Below are 25,919 nucleotides of genomic sequence, written 5' to 3'. Positions count from 1 at the left end.
CAGGACCGCGCCCGCCGCACCAGGGGCGGGGCGGGCGCGGTGTTTCCGTACCCCCTCTACCAGGCCACCGGCAGGCTCAGCGGCCCCCGCATCAGGATGCCGGTGCGCCAGTCGAGCGTGGCCGGGTCGGCGGTCAGGCGCAGTTCGGGGCAGCGCTCCAGCAGCGACCGGAGGGCGACCCGGGCCTCGATCCGGGCCAGCGGGGCGCCCAGGCAGTAGTGGATGCCGTGCCCGAAGGCGATATGGCCCCGGGCGTCCCGGGTGATGTCGAAACGGGCCGCGTCGGGATACCGGGCGGGGTCCCGGTTGGCGTCCGACATCGCGACGAGGACCAGTTCACCGCCGCCGGGGATCACCGTGCCGCCGATGTCGATCGATTCGGTCGTGAAGCGGTACGTCGGGGTCTCCACGGGCCCCTCGAAGCGCAGGATCTCCTCCACCGCGCTGTCGATCAGCCCGAAGTCGGCACGCAGGGCCGCGAGTTGGTCCGGATGGGCGAGGAGGTTGTGCACGCCGTTGGTGATGAGGTTGACGGTGGTCTCGTGACCGGCGACGAGCAGCAGCCAGGCCATGCCCATCAGTTCGTCGGCGGAGAGCCGGTCGCCGCCCTCGTCGGCGGTGTGGATCAGCGCGCTCATCAGGTCGTCGCCCGGCCGCTCCCGCTTGTCCTGGAGCAGTCCGGTCAGGTAGGCGGCCATCGCCTTCCTGGACGAGTCACGCTTCGATACGTCGACCGAGGAGACCGCCTGGTCGGACCACTCGCGGAAGGCCGTCCGGTCCAGGAACGGCACACCGAGCAGCTCGCAGATGACGTTCATCGGCAGCGGGTAGGAGAGCGCCTCGACGAGATCGGCCCGCCGGTCCGGTGCGGCCAGCATCCGGTCGAGCAGTTCGTCGGTCATCTCCTGGACGCGCGGGGCCAGTTGCTCCATCCGGCGCGGAGTGAACTCCCGGGCGACGAGTTTGCGCAGCCGGGTGTGGTCGGGGGCGTCGCTGCCGAGCATCGAGGTGCCGGCGGAGACCTTGGTGACGCCGAGCGCGGGCGAGGCGTTGGCCCAGTCCTTGGAGAGCCGCTGATCGGCGAGGAGTGCCCGCCCGGCCTCGTACCCGACGACGAGCCAGGCGTCGGAGCCCTCGGGGATGCGGACCCGGTGGACCGGGCCCCTGGCCCGTAACGCGGCGTAGACGGGATACGGGTCGCGGGTGAACGCGTCGCCGAGCGCGGCGAGATCAACCAGCGCATCGGTTCCTGAGGTCGCTTCGGCGGTCAACGCGGTTTCCTTCCGGGAGAGTTGTCGATGCGCACCGGACTCACCACCGCACCGGGAGCCGCCGCACACCGCGCATCAGCAGGCCGGGCAGCCACTCGGGCTCCCCTCCCGCCGGGTCGCGGGCGAGGTCCGGGCAGCGCTCCAGCAGGGCCCCGATCGCGATGCGCGCCTCCATACGGGCGAGCGGGGCGCCCAGGCAGTAGTGCGCCCCGTGCCCGAAGGCCAGGTGCCCCTGGGGTCCGCGGCGGATGTCGAAGGTGTCCGGCTCCTCGAACCGTTCGGGGTCCCGGTCGCCCGAGGCGAGGGCGACGAGCACCGCCTCGTCGTGCGGGATCACGGTGGAGCCGACCGTCACCTCTTCACGGGTGAAGCGGAAGGTGGCCGTCTCCACCGGGCCGTCGTACCGCAGCATCTCCTCCACCGCCCCGTCGAGCAGCCCGGGATCGGCGCGCAGCAGGGCGAGTTGGTCCGGGTGGTCGAGCAGCGCCCGTACCCCGTTGGAGATCAGGTTGACGGTGGTCTCGTGCCCGGCGACGAGCAACACGAAGGCCATGCCGACCAGTTCGTCGGCCGACAGCCCGTCGCCGCCCTCGTCGCGGCTCCTGATCAGCGCGCTCATCAGGTCGTCGCCGGGCGAACTGCGCTTGTCCTCGATGAGTTGGACGAGGTAGGCGCTCATCGCGCCGACCGGGTCGGCCTCCCGCTGCGCCGGGGTGGGGGTCACGATGCCGTTGGAGAGCGTACGGAAGGTGTCCCGGTCGATGTCGGGGACGCCGAGCAGTTCGCAGATGACGGTCATCGGGAGCGGGAAGGCGAGCGCGTCGACGAGATCGGCGGAGCCGGCCGGGACCATCGCGTCGAGCAGCTGTGTGGTGATCTCGGTGACCCGGGGGCGCAGCGCCTCGATGCGGCGGGCGGTGAACTCACGGGCGACGAGCCTGCGCAGCCGGGTGTGGTGCGGGGCGTCCAGCTCCAGCATGTTGGCGCTGATCGGGTTGGCCTCGGCGGCCCAGCGCCCGGTGGTCCGCCAGTCCTTGCCGAAGCGCTGGTCGGCGAGGACCGAGCGGGCCTCCTCGTACCCGACGATCAGCCAGATCCGCTCCATCTCCTCGGTGCGCACCGTGTGCACCGGACCCTCGGCGCGCAGCTTCGCGTAGTACGGATAGGGATTCGCCGTGAAATCCGGCAGGTCCCGCAGATCGAGCACAGCCATCGTGGTCAGCCCCCTCTTCCCGGTTCGGACCACTCAGCGTAGGCTGCCGCTCCCCTCGTCGCCCATGTCGAGGAGGCCGGCGTCGTGAACCAGCAGCGCGATCTGTACCCGGTTGTTCAGGTCGAGTCTGGCGAGAATGCGCGAGACATGGGTCTTGACGGTGGCGACGCTGAGGTACAGCTCGCCCGCGATCTCCGCGTTGGAGTGCCCGCGTCCGACGGCGAGGGCCACCTCTCTCTCCCGCTCCGCCAGCTCCGCGAACCGCCCGCGGGCGCGCTCGGTCCGGCTGGTGCGGTCGTCCCGCGCACCGCCCGCGGCTCGGGCCATGAGCTGCCGGGTGACGGCGGGCGAGAGCACCGGGTCCCCGGCGGCGACCCGGCGGACGGAGTCCACGATCCGGGCGGGCGGGGTGTCTTTCAGGACGAATCCCGCCGCTCCGGCGCGGATGGCCCGCAGGACCTGTTCGTCGGCGTGAAAGGTGGTCAGGACGACGACTTCGGGCGCGTCGGGGCGGCGGCGCAGCTGCTCGGTCGCGGTGAGCCCGTCCATGCCGGGCATCCGGATGTCCATCAGGACGACGTCGGGACGCAGCCGTTCGACCAGGGCGGCGACCTCGCTGCCGTCCGCGCCCTCCCCCACGATGTCGATGTCCTCGGCCCCGCCGAGCATCAGCGTGAGCCCGGCCCGCACGAGCGGGTCGTCGTCGACGATGAGCAGCCGGACGGGCGGGGGCGCGGAAGGGGTCGGGGAGGCCGGAGGGGTCGGGGAGGCCGGAGGGGTCGGGGAGGCCGGAGGGGTCGGGGAGGCTGGGGTGGTCATGACGGCCACCGTAGCCAGCCGGTCCGGCGGGCCGGTGGGGTGGGCGCCGTACGGGGGTGGCCGGCGCGTGGGCCGCGCCACGGACCCTTCCACCTGCCGCGGACCACGCCGGCCAAGCCCTCCCTCCCACCGCGGGCCACGCCAGCCGGGCCCGTCCTCACGCCGATGGCCACGGCAGCGGGTCTCCGTCTCCCACCGTGGGCCACGCCAGTCGGCTCACTCCTCCCACCGCCGGCCACGCCAGCCGGGCCCGTCCTCACACCGATGGCCACGGCAGCGGGTCCCCGTCTCATGCGGCGGCGGGCCACGGCAGCCGGGCGCGGACGACGAAGCCGCCGTCCGCCGTAGGGCCGTGTTCCAACCGGCCCCCGGCGAGGTTGGCACGTTCGGTGAGGCCGATGAGGCCCTGGCCGGAACCGGGCACCCGTTCGAAGGGTTCAGTGGGGGCCGGGTTCGCCACCTCGATGGTGAGCCCCTCCCCGGGCCCGCCGGTCACCGTGACGGTGACCTCGGTGCCGGGTGCGTGCTTACGGGCGTTGGTCAGGCACTCCTGGGCGATGCGGTACACCGTGCGGCCGGTCGCGGCGGGGGCGTCCGCCGGGGCGGCGACGCGCTGGTCGACGGTGACCTTCATGCCCGCCCGGCGGGACTCGTCGATCAGGGCGTCCAGGGTGGCGAGGGTGGGCTGCGGCCGCTCACCCTCGCCGGTCTCCCCGGGGCCGCGCAGCACGCCGATGATCTCCCGTAGATCCTGGAGCGCCTCGTGGGCGCTGTCCCGGATGACCCCGGCGGCCCGAGCGATCTCGGCCGTGGGGGCGTCGGGCCGGAATTCCAGGGCGCCGGCGTGGACGCTGAGCAGGGTGAGCCGGTGGGCGAGGACGTCGTGCATCTCCCGGGCGATGGCCTCGCGGGCCAGTCGCTGGGCCTGTTCGGCCCGGAGCTCCGCCTCGGCCTCGGCGCGGCGCGCCCGTTCGCGGAGCGTGAGCACGAGCTGGCGCCGGGAGCGTACGACCATGCCCCAGCTGAGCACCAGCAGGACGAGCAGGAGCCCGATGATGGACGAGGCGACGAAGGAGGTGGCCGGGTCGGGGCGCAGGATGGGCTGGAGGGGCGTGACGGCCAGCGCCCCCGCGCCGACGATCGCCACCGGCTTGAAGGGGCGGTGCACGGCCAGGCTGAAGAGGGCGACCAGCAGTGCGCCGGCGGCGACGGGTTCGACGATGGAGACGACGGTCAGGCCGACGGCGAGTCCGACGGGCCAGCGCCGCCGGAGCCAGAGCGCGCAGCAGGCCGCCGCACCGATCACCGAGTCCACGAACACGACCGCGTCCGCCGTGGTGTCGTCGGCTTCGATCGCGGCGAGGACGAGCAGGCCGAAGAGGGCCGAACAGAGGAAGACCGTGATGTCGACGGCCCAGTCACGCACGGTCCGCCGCGTCCGGTTCCGGTCGCCGGGCAGCTCGGGATCGGCCATCGCCGAGGGGAGCAGCCAGCGGTACTCGGTGCGCGTCATATCGACAAAGTTACGCAGACGGGCAGCCGGGACGGACCCCGCGCGACCGGGGCGCGACCAAAGTCGCAGGGTTCGCTACTTTCGGCGCGACAGGGGCGACCGGTGGCCGACGCGGCGGGGGCGGGGCGGACGGGAGGCTCGGCGCATGAAGAAAATCGTCGAGACGATCGGGTTCCTCGTCTTCATCCAGGGCGTCGGCGGGCTGCTGTACGAGTGGACCGGCTGGTTCCGGCTGGGGACGCTGGTGCGGCACATCGACTTCCTCAGCGACCACTCGCTCTTCGTCAACATCGTGCTGGTGGTGACAGGGGTCGCCGTCATGGTCGCGGCGGACGCGATCAAAAACTGAGGCAAGACCTGGGACGAGACCTGAGACGGGGCCTATCCCGAGACCAGACCCGGCCCCGGCCCCGGCCCCGGCCCCGGCCCCAGTCCCACTCCCACTCCCAGCGCGACACATGACCCGAGCCCCGGCCCAAGGCCTGGTCATGCACCTGTCCCTCCTTTGTGGTCCCCCCGTTCCACGCCGCGCCACCCCCACGCAGTGCCCGCCAAAACAGGCAGGTCGGTCACCCAGGCCCTGTGAAGTGGCGCGAGGTGGCGCGAGGGCGGACGCGGCGGAAGGGAACACCTGTCTCACCGGACGCATCCCGCCCGGATCATCCGCCGGCATCGCCCGTGGTCAGAGGCGGGCGCACCGCCGGACGGCCCGGTCGGCCGGGCGGCGGGTGGTCCGGCGGCACCTTCGGCCGTCCCTAGAATGACGCCTCGATAACTCTGAGGTACGGAGTGGTCACATGGCGGCAGTACGGCTGGACGGGCGGGTCGAGCGGGGCAACCAGACGCGGCAGCTGATCCTGGGGCGGGCGGTGCAGATCGCCTCGGTGGAAGGGCTGGAAGGGCTCTCCCTCGGGCGGCTGGCCACCGAGCTGAGGCTCAGCAAGAGCGGTGTGTTCGCTCTCTTCGGATCGAAGGAGGAGCTGCAACTCGCCACGGTGCGCGCCGCGGTGGCGGTCTACGTCGACCATGTGCTGCGTCCGGCCCGCTCGGTGGAGCCGGGGATCGGCCGGGTCTGGCGGATGTGCGAGGCGTGGATCGCGTACTCGCGGGAGCGGGTCTTCCGGGGCGGCTGCTTCTTCTACGCCGCCACCGCCGAGTTCGACGCCCGTGGCGGCAAGGTGCACGACGCCCTGGCCGCCGCGCAGACAGGCTGGGTCACCTTCGTGGAGGAGACGATCGAGGAGGCGCGGGCCGCGGGCGAGCTGGCCGGGGACACCGACGTACGGCAGCTGGCCTTCGAGGTGATCGCCTTCCTGGAGCTGGCCAACGCGGAGTCGGTGCTGCAGAACAACAGCCACGGGTACACCAAGGCGGCACGGGCGATCCTGGCACGGCTGCGGGCGGCGGCGACGGAGACGGCGCCGCCACTCTGAGCTTCCCGAGCTCAGAGCGCGAGTTCGATTCTCGTCACCCGCTCTTCCCACGAACCCTCAGGTCAACGGCCTGGGGGTTCGTCGTTTCCTGGACGCCGTGTGGGCCGCGTGCCTTCTACGCGACCCAAGTCGACGTACGGTGCCCTCCTCGGGGCGCTCATGTACGGCGCTGGACAACTCGGCGCCTGGGCACGCCGGGTAGCGAATGGCCCTTCCTTCGCCCTGCACGCGTGCCCTCGGCGCCCACCAGCCACCGCGGGGAAGCCCAGATCGGGTTTCCTGATCGCGGCAGGAGCCGCATCCGAGGGCATCCGCCCCTCGGGCCACGAGAGTTTTCGGTCCTGCGACCGGCAGCAATCCGCCGATGTCCCTCTGCAGCGTGAGGGGAGCATTCTTCAGCGGGCTGAATGATTCCCTGCCCATACCGTGGGGATTCGGCCTGACCACGGACTTGCCTGTTCGAGTTGTCCGGCGAGGCGGAAGAGCCGGCCTTCGAGGCCATATCCGGCGGCGAACTGCATGCCGACCGGGAGCCCCGTCCCTGCGTCGGCCGTCACGGGTACGGATATGGCGGGTGTGCCTGCCACGTTGAACGGCATGGTGAACGGCGACAGGTCATTGATGCGCTCGATCCAGCCGAGGCCGTCCAGTGCCTCCGCACCCTCCGTGTGAGTGCCGAGAGACACGGGAGGCTCCGGCAGGGTTGGCGTGAGGAGGATGTCGTACTCGTCGAAGTACCGCGCCAGGCTTCGGGCCACCCGGTTCCGCATCGCGAGAGCAATGTGGAATTGCGCGCCGCCGACCCGATGCCCGTAGTGGTAGCCGGCGAGGGTCGCCGGTTCAAGGGTCGAGGAGTCGATGGGACGGCCGAAGGCGGCGGCCAGCCCGTCGACCAGGGTGGTGAGGTTCACCGTCATGAGTCGGGCGTTGGCCAGGACGAATTCCTCCCAGCCGACGCCGAGGCCGACCTCAACCTCCGTTACCTGATGACCAAGGAATTCAAGCAACCGCACGGTGCGGGAGAGGGCGTCGGTCACCGGTGCGGTGGTGCGGCGTCCGCCCCACGCCTGGGCGAGAACACCGATGCGCAACGAGCCCGGATGACGGGTGACTTCCTCCGCGTACGGCCGTGACGGCTGCGGGGCGAAGTAGGGGTCGCCCGATTCCGGGCCGCGTATCTGGTCGAGCAGTACCGCACTGTCGCGTACGGTGCGGCTGACGCTGCCGTGGACGGCCAGGCCGCTGAAGACCTCGTCGACGTCGGGCCCCATGGACACCCGGCCACGGGTCGGCTTGATCCCGAAAAGGCCGTTGTAGGCGGCGGGGATACGGAGCGATCCGGCGGCATCGGTGCCATGGGCGACCGGAACCACCCCGGCGGCGACAGCGGCGGCAGCGCCTCCACTGGACCCGCCTGCGCTGCGCTCCAGATCCCACGGGTTACGGGTCACGCCGTACAACGCAGATTCCGTCGAGATGCCATAAGCCATCTCCGGTGTCGCGGTGCGCCCGAACGTCACGAGGCCCGCGCGCCGGAAGCGCTGCATCAGCGAGGAGTCGGCGCCGGCGACGTTACCGGCCGCCAGGCGGCTTCCCAACTCCATCCGCCTCCCGGCCATGGCCACCGCGATGTCTTTGATCAGAAAGGGGACGCCGGCCAGTGGTGTGCTGCCAGGGGCAGGTTCGTCGTCGGTCAGCCAGGTCTCCACGACGGCGTTGATCTGCGGATCAACTGCCTGCACAGCTTGGCGTGCGACTGCCTCCAACTCGGCGGGGAGTACCTCGCCCTCGGCCACCAGCTCCGCCAGCCCGACCGCGTCGAAACTCACGTACTCAGAAGCTTTCACTGCCACTCCCCACCAAGAAAGATACCGTTGAGTGCCGAACGATACCCAACGGTATCGAGTGGGTCCGACTGGTACCATGGCGTGAACCGCACGATCGACCGGAGTAGTCATGGCATCGACCTTCAGCAGGCCGAGCAGAGTGGCGAAGCTGCCGCCTCGTGAGCGCATCCTCGACGCCGCCGAAGAGCTCTTCGAGAGAGAAGGGATCCGACTGGTGGGGGTCCAGGCGATCGCCGACAAGGCCGAGACCACCAAAATGGCGATCTACCGGCACTTCGAGACCAAGGACGCGCTGGTCGCGGAGTGGCTGCGGATCGTCGCCGCGGACTATCAGGCGGCTTTCGACCGGGTGGAAGCCGAATATCCCGACCAACCCGAGGAGCAGATTCTGGGCCTGGCCCGATTCATCGCCGAGGGGCTGTCGGCGATCTCATACAGGGGTTGCCCGTTCATCAACTCCCTCGCCGAGCTTCCCGACCGCCTTCATCCGGCACGGCAAGTGATCGAGGACCACAAGGCCCGCCAGACCCACAGGCTGATCGGCATGTGCACCGAAGCGCAGATGCGCGACCCCGGACAGGCCGCGGCCGAGATCACCTTCGCACTCGAAGGAGCCCAGGTCAGCACACAGAACGGAAGCATCGATCAGACGGAAGACCGCCTGATGAAAGTTGTCGAGGGAATCGTGGACCGGCACCGCTCCCCCCTCGGCGCACACAGCGCGGCCGACTGACCGTCCGCGCCCCGGCCCGAATCCCACTCAATGCAGGCATGCGAGTGCGTGGCCGTACCTTGGGATCGTCGTGGTCGTCTGCGTGATCGACGCACTGAGTTGGTCGACCGAGAGTGGCGGACCCGGAGACGTCAGCCGGGCGGACTCGAGACCCACGCAGCCCCTCGTGCCGAGGCCGCGCTCCTGGAGGCGGATAACAGCGGATGAAGGCCCTGAATCAATGACGGGGGCCCTTCGCTTGCTCACCAACAGGATCGGCCCGTGGCCTCCCCCACCGCTGACAGCCAGGGCGCAGTAACCCTGTTCACCGTCCGGACCCTGCCCTCTCGGCGTTCAGCATCGAGAGCAGAAGCCCAGGCGGTGCGTGCATACTCCAGCATGCTGGGTTCATGTCCTCAACGACTCGCATCACCGTCACGCTTCCCAGCGACCAGGTGGCGGAGCTTCGCAAGCTCACGGACAACGTCTCCGGCTATGTGGCGGAGGCCGTGGCCCGCCAGATCCGGCACCAGCTCCTGGACGACGACCTCCGCCGCCATGAGGAAGAACACGGCTCCTTCAGTGACGAGGAGCTCGCTGCGGCTCACGCGAAGATCTTCGGCTCCGCCGGCTCTTCCCAGGGCGCGGACGCCGCGTGAGCGAGCGCATCGAGACCGTCGTCCTGGACTCGGAAGGACTGTCCGCCTGGATCGCACAGGACCGCAAGCTCCTCGCGATGCTGCAGGTCTTCCACGACATGGGAGCCGACCTCGTGATCGGGGCGAACACCATCGTGGAAGTCAGCCACTCCCGCACCGACATGCCCCGCCTGAACTGGGCCCCGTCCCGAGTCAAGGTTGAGCCCGTCACCGAGCAGGCGGCGAAAGCGGCGGCCGAGCTCCTCAAAGGCGCCGGACTGCACGGCCACAAGTACGCCATCGACGCCACGGTCGCCGAGGTCGCGCTCCGCCAGCCGAAACCCGTCGCCCTACTGACGTCCGACAGCGATGACATGACCAAGCTCTGCGGCAGCCAAGTCCGCATCATCCCCCTCTGACCAGCCGGCCCGCCCGGAGCGCGCGTCGCACTGCTGGTCTTGTGCCCCATCCGTGCCCAGCAGAGCGGGCAACAGCGGTCAGATACGGTTCCCAGAGAGCGGGAGCCGCTCATCTGACCAATTCAAAATTGCAGGTCAGAGCCTCTGCAGCAACCTAGGAACCGGTGATTCTCCAGCTCGGAGCGCGAGTTCGATCCTCGTCACCCGCTCCATGAAAAAGCCCCAGGCCAACGGCCGGGGGCTTTCTTGTTGGCCCGGAGCGGAACGCGGATGTCGCCCACCGGCTTCGGTCGTCGGCCAGGCCGGGGAGTCAGGCGGCGATGAGGTCCTGCTCACGGTCCGGCGTTCCGACTTTGGGCCGCTTGTTCGGCAGGGAGAGCCGGAAGACCTTGTGCCACGCGGAGAACACCTGCTTGGGCAGCGGGCCGGTGACGTACTCCAGCTCGTACTTCTCGAACAGCGCGCGCACCTTCACCGCGACCTCGGCGTACCGGTTGCTCGGCAGGTCCGGGAACAGGTGGTGCTCGATCTGGTGCGACAGGTTGCCAGTCATGAAGTGCATGGCCTTGCTGCCGCTGATGTTCGCCGAGCCCATCATCTGGCGCAGGTACCACTGGCCGCGTGTCTCGCCCGTGATCGACCGGCGTTCGAAGACCTTTACGCCCTCGGGGAAGTGCCCGCACATGATCACTGAGTGGGTCCAGATGTTGCGGACCAGGTTCGCGGTGAACGTGGCGGCGAGCGTGGTGAGGAATGAGGGGCCCGAGAGCAGCGGGTGGATCACGTAGTCCTTGAGCACCTGCTTGCGGATCTTGCGGCCCACGGCCTTGGCCCGCGCGCGGAACTCCGGGTTCTTGCGGCGGCGCTTGTGGAGGTTCTTGCCGAGCTCCAGGTCGTACGCGGCGATGCCGTACTCGAAGAAGCAGGCGTTGAGGAAGTTCCACAGCGGCTGGCCGAGGTGGAAGGGGTGCCACTTCTGGTCCTCGTCGACGCGCATGATGCCGTAGCCGAGGTCGTTGTCCTTGCCGATCACGTTGGTGTACGTGTGGTGCAGCTCGTTGTGCGAGTGCTTCCACTGATCGGACGGCGAGACGTGATCCCACTCCCAGGTGGTGGAGTGGATCTTCGGGTCGCGCATCCAGTCCCACTGGCCGTGCAGGACGTTGTGGCCGATCTCCATGTTGTCCATGATCTTCGCCACGGACAGCCCGGCGGTGCCGATCAGCCACGCGGGCGGGAAGATCGAGAACAGCAGCACACCCCTGCTGACCAACTCCAGCTTGCGCTGCGCCGAGATGATCCGCCGGATGTAGGCGGCGTCCTTCTCGCCGCGGTCGGCGATCACCTCGTCGCGGATGGCGTCCAGCTCGCGGCCCAGTTCCTCGATCTGCTGCGCGGTCAGGTGGGCGGTGGGGTCGATGGCGGTCAAGGTGCTCCTACCGTTCGATGTCGCAGGGGCCCGCCGCGGCGGACACACAGGTCTGGATGAGGACGCCCGGCTCGGCCTCGGTGATCTCGCCGGTACGCAGGTCGCGGACAGCGCCGGCCTTGAGCGGCGTGACGCACCCGAAGCAGATGCCCATACGGCACCCGGAGGGCATGAGCACGCCGGCTTCCTCGCCGATGTCCAGCAGCGGCGTGGCGCCGTCCGCGTCGACGGTCTTGCCGGTGGTGCTGAACGTGACCTCGCCGCCGTCGCCGACGACGGCGATGCCGGGGCGGAAACGTTCGGTGTGCAGGCGCTCATGGACGCCGTGCTCGGTCCAGTGCTCCTCGGCGGCGTCGAGCAGGCCCGCGGGCCCGCACGCCCAGGTCTCGCGCTCGGCCCAGTCGGGTACGAGTTCGTCGAGACGGGCGATGTCGAGCATGCCGTCCGTGTCGGTGTGCACCTCGGTGAGCCGCAGTTTCTCGTCCGCGACCAGGCCGTGCAGTTCGTTGCGGAAGATCACGTCTTGCGGCTGTGGCGCGCAGTGGACCAAGACGACGTCGTCGAACGCGGTGTCGCGCAGCATGCCCATCACAGGCGTGATGCCGCTGCCGGCCGTCAGGTAGAGCACCTTGGCGGGCTTGGCCCGCGGCAGCACGAAGTCACCGGTCGGCTGGTCGATCTGGATCAGCGTGCCCGGTTTCGCCCTGCGGACCAGGTAGTTGCTGACCTTGCCGTCGGGGATCGCCTTCACGGTGATCGTGACGCGGCCGTCCTGGCGATTCGTCGGTGAGGTGATGGAGTAGGCACGCCACAGACGCACCCCGTCGACGTCGACCCCGATCCGCACGTACTGGCCGGCTGTGTGGCCGCGCCAGCCCCGTCCTGGCCTGATCACGACAGTCGCGGCGTCATCCGTCTCGGGGTGTACGGCCTCGATGCGCCCACGGAGGTCGGCGCCCGCCCGCAGTGGGCTGACCAGGTCGAGGTAGTCCGACGGCAGCAGCGGCGTCGTGACCATCTCCAGCAGTTTCCACGCCCTGCTGCGGAGGGCTGTACTCGTCATGGCTCCAGCTTGCTGTGCTTCAAGGTGTAAAGTCCTGACCGCAAGACGTGAATCTGGTCGGCGGAATTGTTCGCAAGGAACAAAAAGTGAGTCATGCAGTCCGGAGGGCCAGCGAGCTGGCTCTGGATGAGACGACGGTCACCGCACTTCGGGCCGCGTTGAAGACCACCGCCGACGAGGTCGTCCAGGCGATCATCGACGAGGTCCCGTCCTACGCCAACGCCCTTTCGGGCCGCATGGGCGGCACCATCCGCCGGGCCGTCCGCACCGCCCTGGGGCACTACCTGGACCTTGCGAGCGGGAATGCCACAGGCGGCGACGGCGATGACGCAGCCTACGAGCTGGGCCGCGGCGAGGTGCGCGACGGGCGTTCGATGGACGCCCTGCTCAGCGCCTACCGCGTCGGCGCCCGCGTGGCCTGGCGATGCCTGGCAGCGGGTGCCGTACCCGCTGGGCTGCCTGCCGCCGAGGTCGCCAAGTTCGCCGAGCTGACCTTCGCGTACATCGACGAGCTCTCCGCCGCGAGCGCTGCGGGCCACGCCGACGAACTGGCCGCCCGGGGCAGGGCCCACGAGCGCCACCTGGAACACCTGGCCCGCGAGCTCCTCGCCGGCGCCAGCTCGGACGTGCTGCTGGCCTCCGGCCAACGGGCCGGGTGGCAGCCTCCGGTCTCGCTGACCGCGGTGCTGCTGCCCGCCGCCCAGGCCCGACCTGTCTACCGTGCGCTCGACCCGAGCACCCTAGTCCTCGACGATCTGCCGGATGCCACCGGTGTGCTGCTCGTCCCCGATGCCGACCGGTCACGTCTCCTGCGGCAGCTGACCGACCGCGCCGCCGTGGTCGGCCCGGCCCGGCCGTGGATCCGCGCGTCCGCCTCGTACGCACGAGCCGTACGCGCACGCGCCCTCTCCTCCGATATTCGCGACACCGAGGATCACCTGCCCGACCTGGTGCTCAGCGCCGACGTGGACGCGTTCGCAGACCTGCGCGCCCGGGCCCTCGCACCGTTGCAGACCCTGCCTGCCGCAACCGCACGACGGCTGGAGGAGACGTTGCGGGAGTGGCTGCTGCATCAGGGCAGGCGGGACGAGGTCGCGGCGGCGTTGTTCGTCCATCCCCAGACGGTTCGATACCGGATGTCGCAGCTGCGGGAGCTGTTTCCCGATCTCGCATCACCACACCGGGTCCTTGAACTGACGCTGGCGGTCGGTCTCCGGGTCCGCTGACGCGTCACCCGTCCACCGCCGCGTCCGCGAGCGTCGGAAATCGTGTTCGCTCCCGGTGCCGAACCGCTATGACCCTGGAAACGGCTTTCCGGTCGTCGTGACAAGGGGCCGGGCCGCTCGTCCCAGGGACCACCGCCGTCCTGCGACAGCCCGTACCTCCCTCCCGGCAGCCGGCTGGACGACCGGCCGGGGCCGACCTGGCACACCGCGCGAGGGATGATGGGATGGAGTACGAAACCTGAGGTCAGGAGCTCCCATGACACAGCTGGTTCACCGACCTCGTGAGGACGCGGAGTTCGATTTCATCCTCGGGAGAAGCAAGGTTCCGGTTCTCGCATACTTCACCGGAGCATGGCCCAAGGCAATCGAGCCCTGTCGGGCGATGGACTTCGTCGCGGGCGACATCGCCGCCGCCTACACGGGCCGCCTGATGGTCGTCCGCACCGACATCACGCGTTGCCCGGCGGCAACCGAGCGATACGGGATCACCGGAGCCCCGTCCTGCCTCCTGCTGAAGGAGGGAGCGGCGGTGGCGCACGGCACGGGGCCTATGACCGTCGACGAGGTACGGAAGTTCCTGGACGATCACCTCTGAGCGGCCGCTGCGGCGCCCGGACCGCCGCTTCTCGTCGCGTTCGAAGCGGACGCGGGCGGTTGGCAGCCCCTCGCCCGCCTTACCACCGCAGGGCGGTTCGAGGTCGTGCGCGAGACCGTGCTCAGGTACTGGCGGGACAATGCAGCCCCCGGTCAGAGCTTCGCTTCGTGGGTGCGGCCTCCGATGTAACGAATGCGTCGTGGCGGCGCTCCGCGATCTGCTCCCGAGAACTCTCTTCACGACGTCCACCCCTACATCTACATCCCGCCCGGAGACTGTCACGGACGCGGCCGTCGCGGAGGTCCCACTGGAGGACTGCCCGACTCGGCCGGTGAAGCCCTTGGCCGCCGCCTCCGCTCGTGCCCCATCCGTGCCCAGCAGAACGGGCACCAGCGGTCAGGTACGGTGCATCGAGGCCGCCCCCACCCTGTGCGTCTCGGCCACCCGTGCAGGTCAAGGCAGGAAAGACCGCTCAAGAACCGCTGATTCCCGAGCTCAGGAAGCTGCGGGCACGGTTCGTTTCCTGCCGCTCTGCCAAGAGCCTCCGGCGTCAAGAAGGTGCCAAGCCAGCAGCACATAGGAACGCCACCAGGGCCGGCTCATCGCGGTGCCGGCCCTGGTGGTGTGCCGATGTACTCAAGGGCTCAGAGCGGTGCCTCGGCTCCGAGGCTCCCCTCACTGATGGCTCCCCGTAGGACGTGGGCGATCTCCTCGGGCTTGAGGTCGATGCCGTCGATGCCTTCGGGGGTCAGTGGGACCTCTTCCAGCGCGTACTCGCCCCGGCCCTCGGCGCTGAACTCGGGCCCGGTGCGGTCATCGAAGGACCAGGTCGCGATGCGGGCGAGATAGAAGAGCTGACGTTCGTCGTCGGACTCCATCGTGTGGAGGAGACGGATGATGTCGGCCTTTCCCGCGATCTCCTCGTGGATCTCCCGGTGGAGGGCGGCCTCCCGGGACTCGTCGCTCGGTTCGACGCCGCCGCCGGGCAGGACCCAGTATTCGGGGATGCCGGGTCCTGGTGCGGCGGATGACCAGCATCGTGTCATCAGCGGTGACGAGGACGGCACGGACTCGTTCGATCATTTCGGTTCGTCTCCTTGCTTGTCGGCGGTCTCAGTGCAGCAGCCAGCCGCCGTCGACGTGGACGGATTGCCCAGTGATGAACGAGGCGGAAGGGGCCACGAGAAACGCCACCAAGGCCGCGACGTCTTCGGGCCGGCCACGGCGCGGGACGCACTGGCGCTTGATCTGTTCCTCGGGCCGGGCACGGTGCTGGGCGGGGAGGGCATTCTCGGCCTCAACCTGGATAGCCCCGGGCATGACGGTGTTGACGCAGATCCCGTACGGGCCTAGTTCGCGGGCGAGGGAGCGGGTCAGTCCCAGCAGCCCTGCCTTCGCGGTGCTGTACGCGACAAGGTTCGTCCGGCCGGCGCGGGCGTTGACGCTGCCGACGTTCACGATCCGGCCCCAGCGGCGCTCGACCATGCCGGGGGTGAACGCGTGGCAGGTGCGGTAGTGGGCGGTGAGGTTCACGTCGAGGGAGTAGCTCCAGGCGGTCTCGTCGGTGTCCTGCCAGGCGACGCGGGGGTAGGCACCGGCGTTGTTCACCAGGATGTCGACGGGTCCGATCTCGGCGCGGACGAGGTCGGCCATGGTCTGGACGGCGCCCAGGTCGGTCAGGTCGGCGTTCACCGCGATCCCGGGGCTGCCCCGGTGCGGTAGCGCCTTCGGCCCTGGGCGGGCGGTCACACCATGTCCGATTGCCGCCGGTCTCCGGGCCCACGGGCGACTTTGCTGGTTCCTGTCGCCGGATCGGCGGCACTCCCACGAAGTCAAGGAACCCCACCATGTCCAGCACCACCAGCACCACCAGCACCGCCCCCGCTCCCCGCGCCGCCCTGGTCACCGGAGGCAGCCGCGGGATCGGCGCGGCCGCCGCCCTGCGGCTCGCCGAGGCGGGGGCGGACGTCGCCATCACCTACGTACAGGACGAGGAGGCCGCCCGTGCGGTCGTGGCGAAGATCGAGGGAAGGGGCCGGCGCGGGGTCGCCCTGCGCTGCGACGCGGCGGACGCCGGGGCCGCCGCCGGAGCGGTGCACGGCGCGGCGGACGCGTTCGGCCGGCTCGATGTCCTGGTCAACAACGCGGGCATCGGCGTCCTCGGCCCGATAGGGGGCCTGCCGGACGCCGAGGTCGAGCGGGTCCTGGCGGTGAACGTGCGGGCGGTCTTCCTCGCCTGCCGGGCGGCGGCGGACCGGCTGGCCGACGGCGGCCGCGTCATCTCGGTCGGCTCCGCGCTGAGCCGGTACGCGGGCGGGCCCGGATCGACGCTCTACGCCATGAGCAAGTCGGCCCTCGCCGGGCTGACCAAGCCGCTCGCCCGGGAGCTGGGGCCGCGCGGCATCACGGTGAACCTGATCCAGCCCGGCCCGGTGGACACCGACCTCAACCCGGCCGGCGGGCCGTTCGCCGAGGGCCAGCGGGCGGCCACCGCCCTGGGCCGCTTCGGTACGGCGGACGAGGTGGCGTCCCTGGTGGCGTACCTGGCGAGCGCGGACGCCGCGTACATCACCGGCACGGAGGTCGTCGTGGACGGCGGCCACGCGGCCTGACCCCGGCCGCGCCCCCTCCCGGCCGCGCCCCGTCGAGCTGCCCCGTCCCTTCCGCCCGCCTACGCTGGCCGGGACGGGGCAGGACGTGACGTGACAAGGGGCTTACGGAAAGGTCAGGACGGACCATGGGCGAGACACCGGTTCACCAGCTCAACGACGGCACCACCCTGCCGGCGGTGGGCCTCGGCACCTACCCGCTGGACGACGCGGAGGCGGAGGAGGCCGTCGCGAGAGCCCTGGGGCTCGGTTACCGGCTCGTCGACACGGCCCTGAACTACGGCAACGAGACCGGCACCGGCCGGGGCATCGCCCGCAGCGGCGTCCCGCGCGAGGAGGTCCGCCTCACCACGAAGGTGCCGGGCCGGCATCACGGGTACGAGGAGACCCTGGCCTCGTTCGAGGAGTCGCGGGCCCGGCTGGGCGTCGACTACGTCGACCTGTACCTGATCCACTGGCCGCTCCCCCGCATCGACAAGTACGTCGAGACCTGGAAGGCGATGATCAGGCTCCGCCAGGACGGTCTCGTCCGCTCCATCGGCGTCTCCAACTTCACCGCCGCCCATCTGGATCGGCTGGAGCGGGAGACGGGCGTGCTGCCTTCGGTGAACCAGATCGAGATGCATCCGCTGCTCCCCCAGGAGGAGTTGCGCGCGGTGCACGCGACGAAGGGCATCGTCACGGAGTCCTGGAGCCCGCTGGCCCGGGGCCGTGAGGTGCTGGAGGACCCCTCGACGGTGGCCATCGCCGAGGATCACGGGGTGACCCCGGGGCAGGTGGTGCTCCGGTGGCACACGCAGGTCGGTGCGGTGCCGATCCCGAAGTCGGCGGATCCGGGGCGGCAGCGGGAGAACCTGGACCTGTTCGGGTTCGAGCTGACGGCGCAGGAGCTGACCACGATCGCGTCCGGGCGGCAGCGGCGCTTCGGCGGTGACCCGGACACGCACGAGGAGGTCTGAGCAGCCGGAGGCGCCGGGGATGTCAGTGGCCCGGCGCCATCGGTGATGCGGACCGCCCGGCGTGCCGCCGCGACCCCCCGCGGTCGTGGCGGCGCGCCGCTCCGGTGTCAGCCGCCGAGCAGCCGGTGGCGGGCGGCCAGCGCGTCCGCTCCGTCCTCGGTGAGGGAGCCGTACAGCCGGAGCCGTGAGATGCCGCCGTCCGGGAAGATGTCGACGCGTACGTGGGTGGCGCGCACCGGACCGTCCAGGACGAAGCGGTGGTCGGTGTCGGGCTGGAGCCGGGTCCGGGGCAGGATCTCCGACCAGTCGCCGTCCTCGCCGTCCCGTACCGAAAGGCTCGCCCAGCCCGCCGAGTTGCCCTTGAGGTAGGCGGTGTCGATCTCGACGGCCCGGATCTCGGACCGGGCGGCGAGCCGGTAGCGGATCCAGTCGTTGCCCCGGTCGCGTCGGCGGCGGGTCTCCCAGCCGTCGTCCATCTTGCGGGAGCGGCCGGGCTGGATGGTGTGGGTGGCCGGGGAGTAGAAGCGGTCGGAGGCGTCCTCGACCTGGCCGCCGTTCTCCAGGGCCGCGAGGTCGAACGTACCCAGGGCGGTGAGCCAGGCGGGGTCCGGGGCGACCTCTCCGTACACGCGCAGCCGGGCGATCCCGCCGTCCGGGTGCTGGTTGATCCGCAGGTGGGTGAAGCGCTGCTCGGCGTCGACGGCGAAGCCGTTGGCCGCGTGGCCGCCGACCGGCGTGCGCGGGACGAGCGTCGTCCACTTCACGTCGGGGGCGAGGAGGTCGTCGGGGGACGGGGCACCGGGCAGCGAGGTGCCCTCGACGGAGACCGCCTGCGGGTAGTTGCCCCGGAAGTGGGCGGTGTCCAGGACGATGCCCCGGATGACGCCGGGGGCGCCGAGGCGGACGAGGGCCCAGTCGTGGTCGTCCGGGGTGGGGTGCGGCTCGGCGGCGCTGACACCGCGTCGGCGGCGGGTCTCCCAGCCGTCCATGATCTTGCCCTTGTGGCCGAAGTGCTCGGGGTCGAAGACGGCGGGCCCCGGCTTCAGCAGGTTCTCACGCTCGGCGAAGAACTCGTCGTTGGCGGCGATGGCCCCGGCCCCCAGGCGGCGGTCGGCCAGGTCGACGAGGTGGGCGAAGGGGAAGTCGGCGGTGCGGTGGTCGGCGTACGGGTCGCCGCCCGCGTACGGGCGGGCGTCACCGGTGAAGCGGGGTATCGCGGCGTCCGTCATGGTCAGGGGTCCTTTCGGGGGCGGGCAGTGGTCTCGTACGGAGAGCCCGCCGGGCGGGCGGGTGGTGAACGTGGTCAGTGGTTCCGTTCCAGGAGGCGGCCGGTGGGCTCGGCGAGGACGCCGTCGGCCGCGATGCGGACACCGCGCAGCCAGCTGGAGCGCACCACGCCGTGCAGGGTCCTCCCGGCGTAGGCGGTGACCTGGTTGCGGTGGAAGAGCTCGGCGGGGTCGACGGTGAAGGTCGCCTCGGGGGCGAGGACCGCGAAGTCGGCGTCGCGCCCGGCCTCGATGGCGCCCTTGCGGCTCAGCCCGGCGAGGGCGGCGGGGGCGGCGGACATCCAGCGGGCGACGTCGTCCAGGGTGTGGCCGCGCCTGCGGGCCTCGGTCCAGATGGCGGGCAGGCCGAGCTGGAGGGAGGAGATCCCGCCCCAGGCGGAGGCGAAGTCCGGGGTCTTCAGGTCGGTGGTGCAGGGCGAGTGGTCGGAGACGATCGCGTCGATCGTACCGTCGGCGAGCCCGGCCCACAGGGCGTCCTGGTTGGCGGCCTCGCGGATCGGCGGGCAGCACTTGAACTCGGTGGCCCCGTCCGGGACCTCCTCGGCGGTGAGGGTGAGGAAGTGCGGGCAGGACTCGACGGTGACCCGGACGCCCTCCCGTTTGGCGGCGGCGATCAGCGGCAGAGCGTCGCCGGAGGAGAGGTGCAGCACGTGGACCCGGGCGTTCAGCCGCTCGGCGTGGGCGATGAGCCCTTCGATCGCGGTGTTCTCGGCGTCGCGCGGGCGGGAGGCGAGGAAGTCGGCGTAGGCGGGGCCGGGGCGCTGCGGGGCCTCGGCCAGGTGGTGCGGGTCCTCGGCGTGGACGATGAGCAGCCCGCCGAAGCCGGCGATCTCCGCCAGGGAGCGGGCCAGCTGCTCCTGGTCCAGCTCGGGGAACTCCTCCACCCCGGAGGGCGAGAGGAAGCACTTGAAGCCGAAGACCCCGGCCTCGTACAGCGGGCGCAGGGCCTTGACGTTGGAGGGGATCGCACCGCCCCAGAAGCCCGTGTCGACGTGTGCCTTGGGGGCGGCCACCCGCTGCTTGGTCCGCAGGTGCTCGACGGTGGTGGTCGGCGGGAGCGAGTTGAGCGGCATGTCCAGGAGCGTGGTGATGCCGCCGGCCGCCGCCGCGCGGGTGGCGGTCCAGAAGCCCTCCCACTCGGTGCGGCCGGGGTCGTTCACATGGACGTGGGTGTCGACCAGGCCGGGGAGCAGGACGTCGTCGCCTAGGTCCTCCAGGCGGGCGCCCGGGGGCGCCCCGGTGTCGTACGGCAGGACCGCGTCGATGGTGCCGCCCGCTACGGCGACGGTCGCGGGGCGGGTGCCCTCGGGGGTGACGACGCGCGTCGAGCGCAGTACCAGGTTCACGTCCGGACCGGACACCCGTGCTCCTCACACTCCAGAAATGATCACGGCAGGGATGATCACGACGAGAATTCAACGAACTGTTGAAGTTGCCGAGGAGTCTTCACTCGGGAGCCACCCTCGTCAAGACCCCACCTTCCACCGGGAGGGAGTCCACCGGGTCGCCGAGAGGGGCGTGACGGGCCACCGAGAGGGGGCGGGACGGGCCGGCGAGGGGGGCGGGACGGGCCGGCGCTCACGGCTCGGCCCGATCCGGCGGAACCCGGAGAGAGCCGACTGGAGGTTTCCACAAAGTAGAAGTCACATTTCGGAGTGTGGAACGTAGCATGGGCCAGGAGAGACAGCACCACCCCGTCGCACCGGCGGTCGGCACCCGGACAAAACAGCCCCTGACCGGCACGGACGCCGTCCGGACGGCTGTGGGCCGATCGGGAAGCGCCCGGTAGGCTGCTGTCTTGCCTTCCGCTTCGAAAGGACCGTTGACGTGCCGCCGTCCCACGCCAGCACAGCCGACTCCAAGCCCTCCGGTTCCAGCGGCGGGGTGCAGTCCCTCGAGCGCGCCTTCGACCTGCTGGAGCGGATGGCCGACGCCGGGGGCGAGGTCGGGCTGAGCGAGCTGTCCGCGAGCAGCGGCCTGCCCCTGCCGACCATCCACCGGCTGATGCGGACGCTGGTCGTCTGCGGTTACGTACGCCAGCAGCCCAACCGCCGCTACGCGCTGGGCCCCCGGCTGATCCGCCTGGGCGAGTCCGCCTCCCGGCTGCTCGGCACCTGGGCCCGCCCCTACCTCCAGCGGCTGGTGGAGGAGACCGGCGAGACGGCGAACATGGCCCTGCTGGACGGCGACGAGATCGTGTACGTCGCCCAGGTGCCCTCCAAGCACTCCATGCGGATGTTCACCGAGGTCGGCCGCCGGGTCCTCCCGCACTCCACCGGCGTCGGCAAGGCGCTGCTCGCCGACACCCCGGCCGACGAGGTCCGCGCGCTGCTCGCCCGTACCGGCATGCCGGCCGCGACCGAGAAGACGATCACCACACCCGAGGGCTTCCTCGACGCCCTGGAGCAGGTGCGCCGGGCCGGATACGCGGTGGACGACAACGAGCAGGAGATCGGGGTCCGCTGCCTGGCGGTCTCCGTGCCGAACTCCCCCACCTCGGCCGCGATCTCCATCTCGGGCCCGGCGGGCCGGGTGACGGAGAGCGCGACCGAGCGGATCGTGCCGATCCTCCAGCAGGTCGCGGGCGAGCTGTCGGACGTGCTGGCGAACAACGGCACGGGCGGCTGAGCGCCGTAGCGCCTGTGCGCTTCAGGCCGGTGCCGGTACGGTCAGCCGGCCTGAGCGCCGTAGTGCCCGTGCGCCTCAGGCCGGCGCCGGTATGGTCAGCCCGCCTGAGCGCCGTAGCACCCGTGCGCCTCAGACCGGCGCCGGTATGGTCAGCCCGCCTGAGCGCCGTAACGCCCGTGCGCCTCAGACCGGCGCCGGTACGGTCAGCCGGCCGTCGTCCATGCTCACCGTGCGGTCCATCCGGTCCAGCTGCGCCAGGTCGTGGGTGACCAGCACCGTGGCGGTGGCGCGCTCCCGGGTCAGGGTGACCAGCAGGTCCAGCACGGCCGCGCCGCGCTCGTGGTCGAGCGCGCTGGTCGGCTCGTCGACGAGGAGCACCTCGGGCTCGTTCATCAGGGCGCGGGCGATGTTGATCCGCTGGCGCTGACCGCCCGAGAGCTGGTGCGGCCGCCGGTCCGCCCGGTCGGCCAGGCCCACCGCGTCCAGCAGCTCCAGCGCCCGGCGCCGGGCCGTGCGGGCCGAGCCGCCCGACAGATGGGCCATCACCTGGAGCTGCTCGGCGGCGGTGAGCGAGGGCAGCAGGTTCGGCTGCTGGAAGACGATGCCGATGTGCTCCCTGCGCAGGGCCGCCCGCGCCGCCGGGGTGAGCGGCCCCGTCCGCGTACCGGCCACGACGACCTCGCCGGAGTCCGGGGTGACCAGGGTCGCGGCGGCGGCGAGCAGGCTGGACTTGCCCGAGCCGGAGGGCCCGACGACGGCGGTGAGCGTGCCCGCCACGGCCTCCAGCGAGACCCGGTCCAGGGCGGTGAGCCGCCCGTCGCCGTCCGGGTAGGTGAGGGTCACATCGGTGAGGGTGAGCGTCATCGGGCACTCCCGAGTGCGGTGAGGGGGTCGACGGCGGTGATCCGCCGGATGGACAGGGCGGCCCCGAGGGCGCCGAGGGCGATCATGATCACGGCCGGGACCAGGACGGTCGCCGCGTCCAGCACGAACGGCACCGGCCCCCCGCCGATCAGGAACCCGGCCCCGGCGGCGAGCGCGGTGCCCAGCCCCGTACCGAGGGCGAGCATCACCACGGCCTGCCCGAGCGCGTCGCGCAGGAGGTACGGGGTGGAGGCGCCGAGCGCCTTCAGTACGGCGACGTCGCCGCTGCGCTGGATGGTCCACACGGTGAAGAAGGCGCCGATGACCAGGGCGGAGATGGCGAAGAGGAAGCCGCGCATCAGTTGCAGCGAGCCGTTCTCCGCCTGGTAGGAGCCGATCGCGGTGAGCGAGTCGTCGAGCGAGAGCGTGCGGGTGCCCGCCGCCTCGTCCCCGGCCGCCAGGTCGGCGGAGCCGGTGGTGGTCAGGGCGATCACGGTGGCCTGTTCGGCGGGGCCCGCGCCGTCGTGGCCGATCTGCTGCCAGTCGTCGAGGGTGGTCCAGACGACGGGCGTGTGGCTGTACGAGGCGTCTCCCGCGACGGCGGCGACCTCGCGCTCCGCCCGGCCGAGCGCGATCCTGTCCCCGGCCGCGGCGCCGAGCTCCTCGGCCGCCTTCTCCGAGAGCACGACCCGCCCAGGGCCGATCCCGGCGGGCCCCTGCCCGCCCGGCGCGAGGGTGCCGTCCGGCTCGACGCCGAAGGCCGACACCACGGCCGTACGGTCACCGGGTGCGGTGGCGTTCAGGGACCGGATGCCCAGCGGCTGGGCGGCCTCGACCCCGGGGCGCTCGGCCCAGGCCCGCCAGGCGTCCTCGCGGACGGTCGAGTTGGTGAAGGACACCGACTGGTCGCCCGGTGGGGCGGCGAAGGCGAGGTGGTCGGCGTCGAGGCCGGTGACGGCCGAGACGTTCTCCCGGGCCAGGCCGGCCGTCAGGCCGGACAACAGGCCCACGAGCAGCGTGATCAGGACCACGACCGATCCCATGAGTGCGAAACGGCCCTTGGCGAACCGAAGGTCTCTCCATGCGACGAACATGGCTCCATCGTCGGCCGCCCGGGGCGCGGAAACATCGCGCGGGGGACGGGCCGCCAATCAACCTTTCGATTGACCGCCGGCGCGGGGGCCGCCGCTACGCTGGACGAACCATGGATTCGCGTTCGCACACCCACGTCACCGCTGCCCTGCGGCTCTGCCTGCACGCGCTGCTGACGGGCCTGCTGGCCCTGGTGGCGGTGCGCGCGGTGGGCGAGGGCGCGCCGCACGCGGGGGCGGTGGTGGCGCTGACACTGGTGACGGCGGGGGTGTACGGCGCGGGCGCGCTCGCCGGAACACCGGGACGGTGGGGGCCCCGGACGCCGACCGGGAGGCCGGAGCGAACCGGCCCACGGACCCCGACCGGGCCCCCGGAGCAAACCGGCGCACAGACACCGCCCGGACCGCCGGGGCGGACCGAGGCGCTCACCCCGTCCGCGCGGCCCCAGACGGTCCCCCCGTCCGAGCCGCTCGAAATGGTCACCCCGACCGGGACGCCGGGGCGAACCGAAGCACTCACCCCCTCCACCCGGCCCCGGACGGCCACCCCGTACGTGCGGCCCGGGACCAGGGCGGCGGCCCTCTGGCTGGCCGTGCTCTGGGCCCTGTGGCTCGCGCTGCTCGTCCTCTCCCCGGACGCCCTGTGGGTCGCCTTCCCGCTCTACTTCCTCCAGCTGCACCTGCTGCCCACCCGCTGGGGCGTGGCCGCCGTCGTCGTCACCGCGGCGGCCGCCATCACCAGCTTCGTCGCGCACCGGCAGGAGATCGCCCCGGGCGCCTTCATCGGCCCGCTGCTCGGCGCGGCCGTCGCCATCGCCACGGTCCTCGGCTACGACGCGCTGTTCCGGGAGAGCGAGCGGCGCCGGGAGCTGATCGTGGAGCTGGTCGCCACCCGGGCGGAGCTGGCCGAGGCGGAACGTACGGCGGGCACCCTCGCCGAGCGCGAACGTCTGGCCCGGGAGATCCACGACACGCTCGCCCAGGGCCTGTCCAGCATCCAGCTCCTGCTGCGCGCCGCCGAGCGCACGCTCCCCGAGGACGCGCCTGCCGCCGCGCACGTCCGCGCCGCCCGTGAGGCCGCCCAGGCCAACCTGGCCGAGGCCCGTTCCTTCGTACGCGCCCTGACCCCGCCGGACCTGGAGCACGGTTCGCTGGCGGCCGCGCTGGAGCGGCTCTGCGCCCGGACCACGGGGCCGGACCTCACCGTGCGGTTCGCGGTCAGCGGTACGCCGGTGGAGCTGCCGACACCGTACGAGGTGGCGCTGTTGCGCACCGCCCAGTCGGCGCTGGCCAACACGGTGCGACACGCGGGGGCGAGCCGGGCGGAGATCACGCTGAGCTTCATGGACACCTCCGTGGCGCTGGACGTCGTGGACGACGGGCAGGGCTTTGACCCCTCAGGAGCACCGGTGGACGAGCGCGGTGACGGTGGTTTCGGGCTGCCCGCGATGCGGTCGCGGGCCGCCACGCTGGGTGGCACGCTGAGTGTGGAGTCGGCGCCGGGCCAGGGCACAGCGCTGGCGGTCACCCTGCCGATGGCAGGTCCGCCCCAGGACCGCACGACCGGCCGGGAGCGCGCCGCATGAACGAGGAGAACGCCATCCGACTGCTGCTGGCCGACGACCACCCCGTCGTCCGGGCGGGGCTGCGCGCGGTCCTGGACACCGAACCGGACTTCCGCGTCGCGGGCGAGGCGGCCACCGCGGAGGAGGCCGTGGCCCTGGCGGCGGCGGGCGGTTTCGACGTCGTCCTCATGGACCTCCAGTTCGGTCCTGGGCCGGGCATGCACGGCTCCGAGGCCACGGCGGCGATCACCGCCGTACCGGACGGCCCCCGCGTCCTGATCCTCACCACGTACGACTCCGACGCGGACATCCTGGCGGCGGTCGAGGCGGGCGCGAGCGGCTACCTGCTGAAGGACGCGCCCCCGCAGGAGCTGGCGGCGGCGGTACGCACGGCGGCGGCGGGCCGCTCCGCACTGGCCCCCTCGGTGGCCCACCGGCTGATGGACCGGATGCGTACGCCCGCCGAGGCGCTGACGCGGCGGGAGCTGGAGGTGCTGCACCTGGTCGGGGAGGGTCTGTCGAACCTCCAGATCAGCAAGAAGCTGTTCCTGAGCCAGGCCACGGTCAAGTCCCACCTGGTGCACATCTACGCGAAGCTGGGCGTGGACTCCCGTACGTCGGCGGTCGCGGCGGCGACGGCCCGCAGGCTGATCCGCCGCTGAGGCCGGGGCCGCCGCTGAGGCCGGGGGCCGCCGCTGAGGCCGGGGGTCGCCGCTGAGGCCGGGGGCCGCCGGCGCGG

General features: G+C 71.5%; 24 protein-coding genes, 1 tRNA gene and 1 pseudogene. 13 read left to right on the top strand and 13 right to left on the bottom strand.

Translation table 11 applies throughout. From position 1 onward, the window contains the following. Positions 1-56: 56 nt before the first annotated feature. The 4 genes from AB0917_RS07110 to AB0917_RS07095 form a co-directional block, all read right to left on the bottom strand. On the bottom strand, positions 57-1,271 hold the full coding sequence (locus tag AB0917_RS07110) for a cytochrome P450 (protein ID WP_366818468.1): 1,215 nt from the start codon (positions 1,269-1,271) through the stop codon (positions 57-59). A gap of 40 nt (positions 1,272-1,311) precedes the next feature. Continuing rightward, positions 1,312-2,484 (bottom strand): cytochrome P450, encoded by a 1,173-nt coding sequence (locus tag AB0917_RS07105; RefSeq protein ID WP_366818467.1) that lies wholly within the window; start codon positions 2,482-2,484, stop codon positions 1,312-1,314. A gap of 33 nt (positions 2,485-2,517) precedes the next feature. After that, positions 2,518-3,303 carry a response regulator transcription factor gene (locus tag AB0917_RS07100; RefSeq protein WP_366818466.1) on the bottom strand — a complete coding sequence of 262 codons (786 nt, stop codon included), beginning with the start codon at positions 3,301-3,303 and terminating at the stop codon, positions 2,518-2,520. Positions 3,304-3,592: 289 nt separating this feature from the next. Beyond that, positions 3,593-4,816: a histidine kinase gene (locus AB0917_RS07095; RefSeq protein ID WP_366818465.1), complete on the bottom strand. Its 1,224-nt coding sequence runs from the start codon at positions 4,814-4,816 to the stop codon at positions 3,593-3,595. Positions 4,817-4,961: 145 nt separating this feature from the next. Between AB0917_RS07095 and AB0917_RS07090 the strand changes: the two genes are divergently transcribed. The 3 genes from AB0917_RS07090 (at position 4,962) to AB0917_RS07080 (ending at position 6,292) form a co-directional block, all read left to right on the top strand. Continuing rightward, positions 4,962-5,165 (top strand): hypothetical protein, encoded by a 204-nt coding sequence (locus tag AB0917_RS07090; protein ID WP_366818464.1) that lies wholly within the window; start codon positions 4,962-4,964, stop codon positions 5,163-5,165. A 448-nt stretch (positions 5,166-5,613) separates the two neighbouring features. After that, positions 5,614-6,249, top strand: a complete 636-nt coding sequence (locus AB0917_RS07085; RefSeq protein ID WP_366818463.1) for a TetR/AcrR family transcriptional regulator — start codon at positions 5,614-5,616, stop codon at positions 6,247-6,249. Next, positions 6,213-6,292 (top strand) — tRNA-Gly (locus AB0917_RS07080). Before AB0917_RS07085 ends, AB0917_RS07080 begins: the two co-directional genes overlap by 37 nt. A gap of 352 nt (positions 6,293-6,644) precedes the next feature. Here the strand turns inward: AB0917_RS07080 and AB0917_RS07075 are convergent. Then, positions 6,645-8,096: an amidase gene (locus AB0917_RS07075; RefSeq protein ID WP_366818461.1), complete on the bottom strand. Its 1,452-nt coding sequence runs from the start codon at positions 8,094-8,096 to the stop codon at positions 6,645-6,647. A gap of 109 nt (positions 8,097-8,205) precedes the next feature. Here AB0917_RS07075 and AB0917_RS07070 point away from each other — a divergent pair, with 109 nt between their 5' ends. The 3 genes from AB0917_RS07070 (at position 8,206) to AB0917_RS07060 (ending at position 9,865) form a co-directional block, all read left to right on the top strand. Beyond that, positions 8,206-8,829 (top strand): helix-turn-helix domain-containing protein, encoded by a 624-nt coding sequence (locus tag AB0917_RS07070; protein WP_366818460.1) that lies wholly within the window; start codon positions 8,206-8,208, stop codon positions 8,827-8,829. A 389-nt stretch (positions 8,830-9,218) separates the two neighbouring features. Next, on the top strand, positions 9,219-9,467 hold the full coding sequence (locus AB0917_RS07065; RefSeq protein ID WP_366818459.1) for a type II toxin-antitoxin system CcdA family antitoxin: 249 nt from the start codon (positions 9,219-9,221) through the stop codon (positions 9,465-9,467). Further along, the gene (locus AB0917_RS07060; RefSeq protein ID WP_366818458.1) at positions 9,464-9,865 is read left to right on the top strand and encodes a DNA-binding protein; all 402 of its coding nucleotides are present in this window, start codon (positions 9,464-9,466) and stop codon (positions 9,863-9,865) included. Before AB0917_RS07065 ends, AB0917_RS07060 begins: the two co-directional genes overlap by 4 nt. 310 nt (positions 9,866-10,175) lie before the next feature. Here AB0917_RS07060 and AB0917_RS07055 read toward each other — a convergent pair whose 3' ends face one another. Next, on the bottom strand, positions 10,176-11,294 hold the full coding sequence (locus tag AB0917_RS07055; RefSeq protein WP_366818457.1) for an acyl-CoA desaturase: 1,119 nt from the start codon (positions 11,292-11,294) through the stop codon (positions 10,176-10,178). 7 nt (positions 11,295-11,301) lie between these two features. Next, positions 11,302-12,357: a ferredoxin reductase gene (locus AB0917_RS07050; RefSeq protein ID WP_366818456.1), complete on the bottom strand. Its 1,056-nt coding sequence runs from the start codon at positions 12,355-12,357 to the stop codon at positions 11,302-11,304. 86 nt (positions 12,358-12,443) lie between these two features. Between AB0917_RS07050 and AB0917_RS07045 the strand changes: the two genes are divergently transcribed. Beyond that, the gene (locus tag AB0917_RS07045) at positions 12,444-13,583 is read left to right on the top strand and encodes a helix-turn-helix domain-containing protein (protein WP_366818455.1); all 1,140 of its coding nucleotides are present in this window, start codon (positions 12,444-12,446) and stop codon (positions 13,581-13,583) included. Positions 13,584-13,839: 256 nt separating this feature from the next. Further along, positions 13,840-14,178: a thioredoxin domain-containing protein gene (locus AB0917_RS07040; protein WP_319335994.1), complete on the top strand. Its 339-nt coding sequence runs from the start codon at positions 13,840-13,842 to the stop codon at positions 14,176-14,178. A 644-nt stretch (positions 14,179-14,822) separates the two neighbouring features. Here the strand turns inward: AB0917_RS07040 and AB0917_RS07035 are convergent. After that, positions 14,823-15,261: pseudogene (locus AB0917_RS07035) on the bottom strand (NUDIX domain-containing protein). Positions 15,262-15,291: 30 nt separating this feature from the next. Further along, entirely contained in the window at positions 15,292-15,927 is a 636-nt protein-coding gene (locus AB0917_RS07030) for an SDR family NAD(P)-dependent oxidoreductase (protein WP_366818454.1), read from the bottom strand. A 98-nt stretch (positions 15,928-16,025) separates the two neighbouring features. On the opposite strand from AB0917_RS07030, the gene AB0917_RS07025 reads away from it, so the two are divergent. Both AB0917_RS07025 and AB0917_RS07020 read left to right on the top strand, forming a co-directional pair. After that, positions 16,026-16,790 carry an SDR family oxidoreductase gene (locus AB0917_RS07025; protein ID WP_366818453.1) on the top strand — a complete coding sequence of 255 codons (765 nt, stop codon included), beginning with the start codon at positions 16,026-16,028 and terminating at the stop codon, positions 16,788-16,790. A 125-nt stretch (positions 16,791-16,915) separates the two neighbouring features. Beyond that, on the top strand, positions 16,916-17,746 hold the full coding sequence (locus tag AB0917_RS07020; protein ID WP_366818452.1) for an aldo/keto reductase: 831 nt from the start codon (positions 16,916-16,918) through the stop codon (positions 17,744-17,746). 107 nt (positions 17,747-17,853) lie between these two features. Here AB0917_RS07020 and alc read toward each other — a convergent pair whose 3' ends face one another. Continuing rightward, a complete protein-coding gene (gene alc / locus AB0917_RS07015; protein WP_366818451.1) occupies positions 17,854-18,975 on the bottom strand; it encodes an allantoicase in 1,122 nt (373 codons plus the stop codon). 74 nt (positions 18,976-19,049) lie between these two features. Then, positions 19,050-20,393: an allantoinase AllB gene (allB, locus tag AB0917_RS07010; RefSeq protein ID WP_366818450.1), complete on the bottom strand. Its 1,344-nt coding sequence runs from the start codon at positions 20,391-20,393 to the stop codon at positions 19,050-19,052. Positions 20,394-20,859: 466 nt separating this feature from the next. On the opposite strand from allB, the gene AB0917_RS07005 reads away from it, so the two are divergent. Further along, positions 20,860-21,660, top strand: coding sequence for an IclR family transcriptional regulator (locus AB0917_RS07005; protein WP_366818449.1), 801 nt, complete (start codon positions 20,860-20,862; stop codon positions 21,658-21,660). 183 nt (positions 21,661-21,843) lie between these two features. Here the strand turns inward: AB0917_RS07005 and AB0917_RS07000 are convergent, their stop codons facing one another. Together AB0917_RS07000 and AB0917_RS06995 are read right to left on the bottom strand one after the other, a co-directional pair. Beyond that, complete coding sequence (locus AB0917_RS07000) at positions 21,844-22,524, bottom strand: ABC transporter ATP-binding protein (RefSeq protein WP_366818448.1); 681 nt, start codon at positions 22,522-22,524, stop codon at positions 21,844-21,846. Further along, positions 22,521-23,618: an ABC transporter permease gene (locus AB0917_RS06995; protein WP_366818447.1), complete on the bottom strand. Its 1,098-nt coding sequence runs from the start codon at positions 23,616-23,618 to the stop codon at positions 22,521-22,523. The genes AB0917_RS07000 and AB0917_RS06995 overlap by 4 nt, the downstream gene beginning before the upstream one ends. 110 nt (positions 23,619-23,728) lie before the next feature. Here AB0917_RS06995 and AB0917_RS06990 point away from each other — a divergent pair, with 110 nt between their 5' ends. Further along, positions 23,729-25,201 carry a histidine kinase gene (locus AB0917_RS06990; RefSeq protein WP_366818446.1) on the top strand — a complete coding sequence of 491 codons (1,473 nt, stop codon included), beginning with the start codon at positions 23,729-23,731 and terminating at the stop codon, positions 25,199-25,201. Beyond that, on the top strand, positions 25,198-25,842 hold the full coding sequence (locus AB0917_RS06985) for a response regulator transcription factor (protein WP_366818445.1): 645 nt from the start codon (positions 25,198-25,200) through the stop codon (positions 25,840-25,842). The genes AB0917_RS06990 and AB0917_RS06985 overlap by 4 nt, the downstream gene beginning before the upstream one ends. Positions 25,843-25,919 lie beyond the last annotated feature (77 nt).

Source organism: Streptomyces sp. NPDC007346 (assembly GCF_040703535.1).
Taxonomy (GTDB): Bacteria; Actinomycetota; Actinomycetes; order Streptomycetales; family Streptomycetaceae; genus Streptomyces.
Note: the sequence above shows the minus strand (reverse complement) of the source record. Positions and strands in the feature narration are given on the sequence as shown.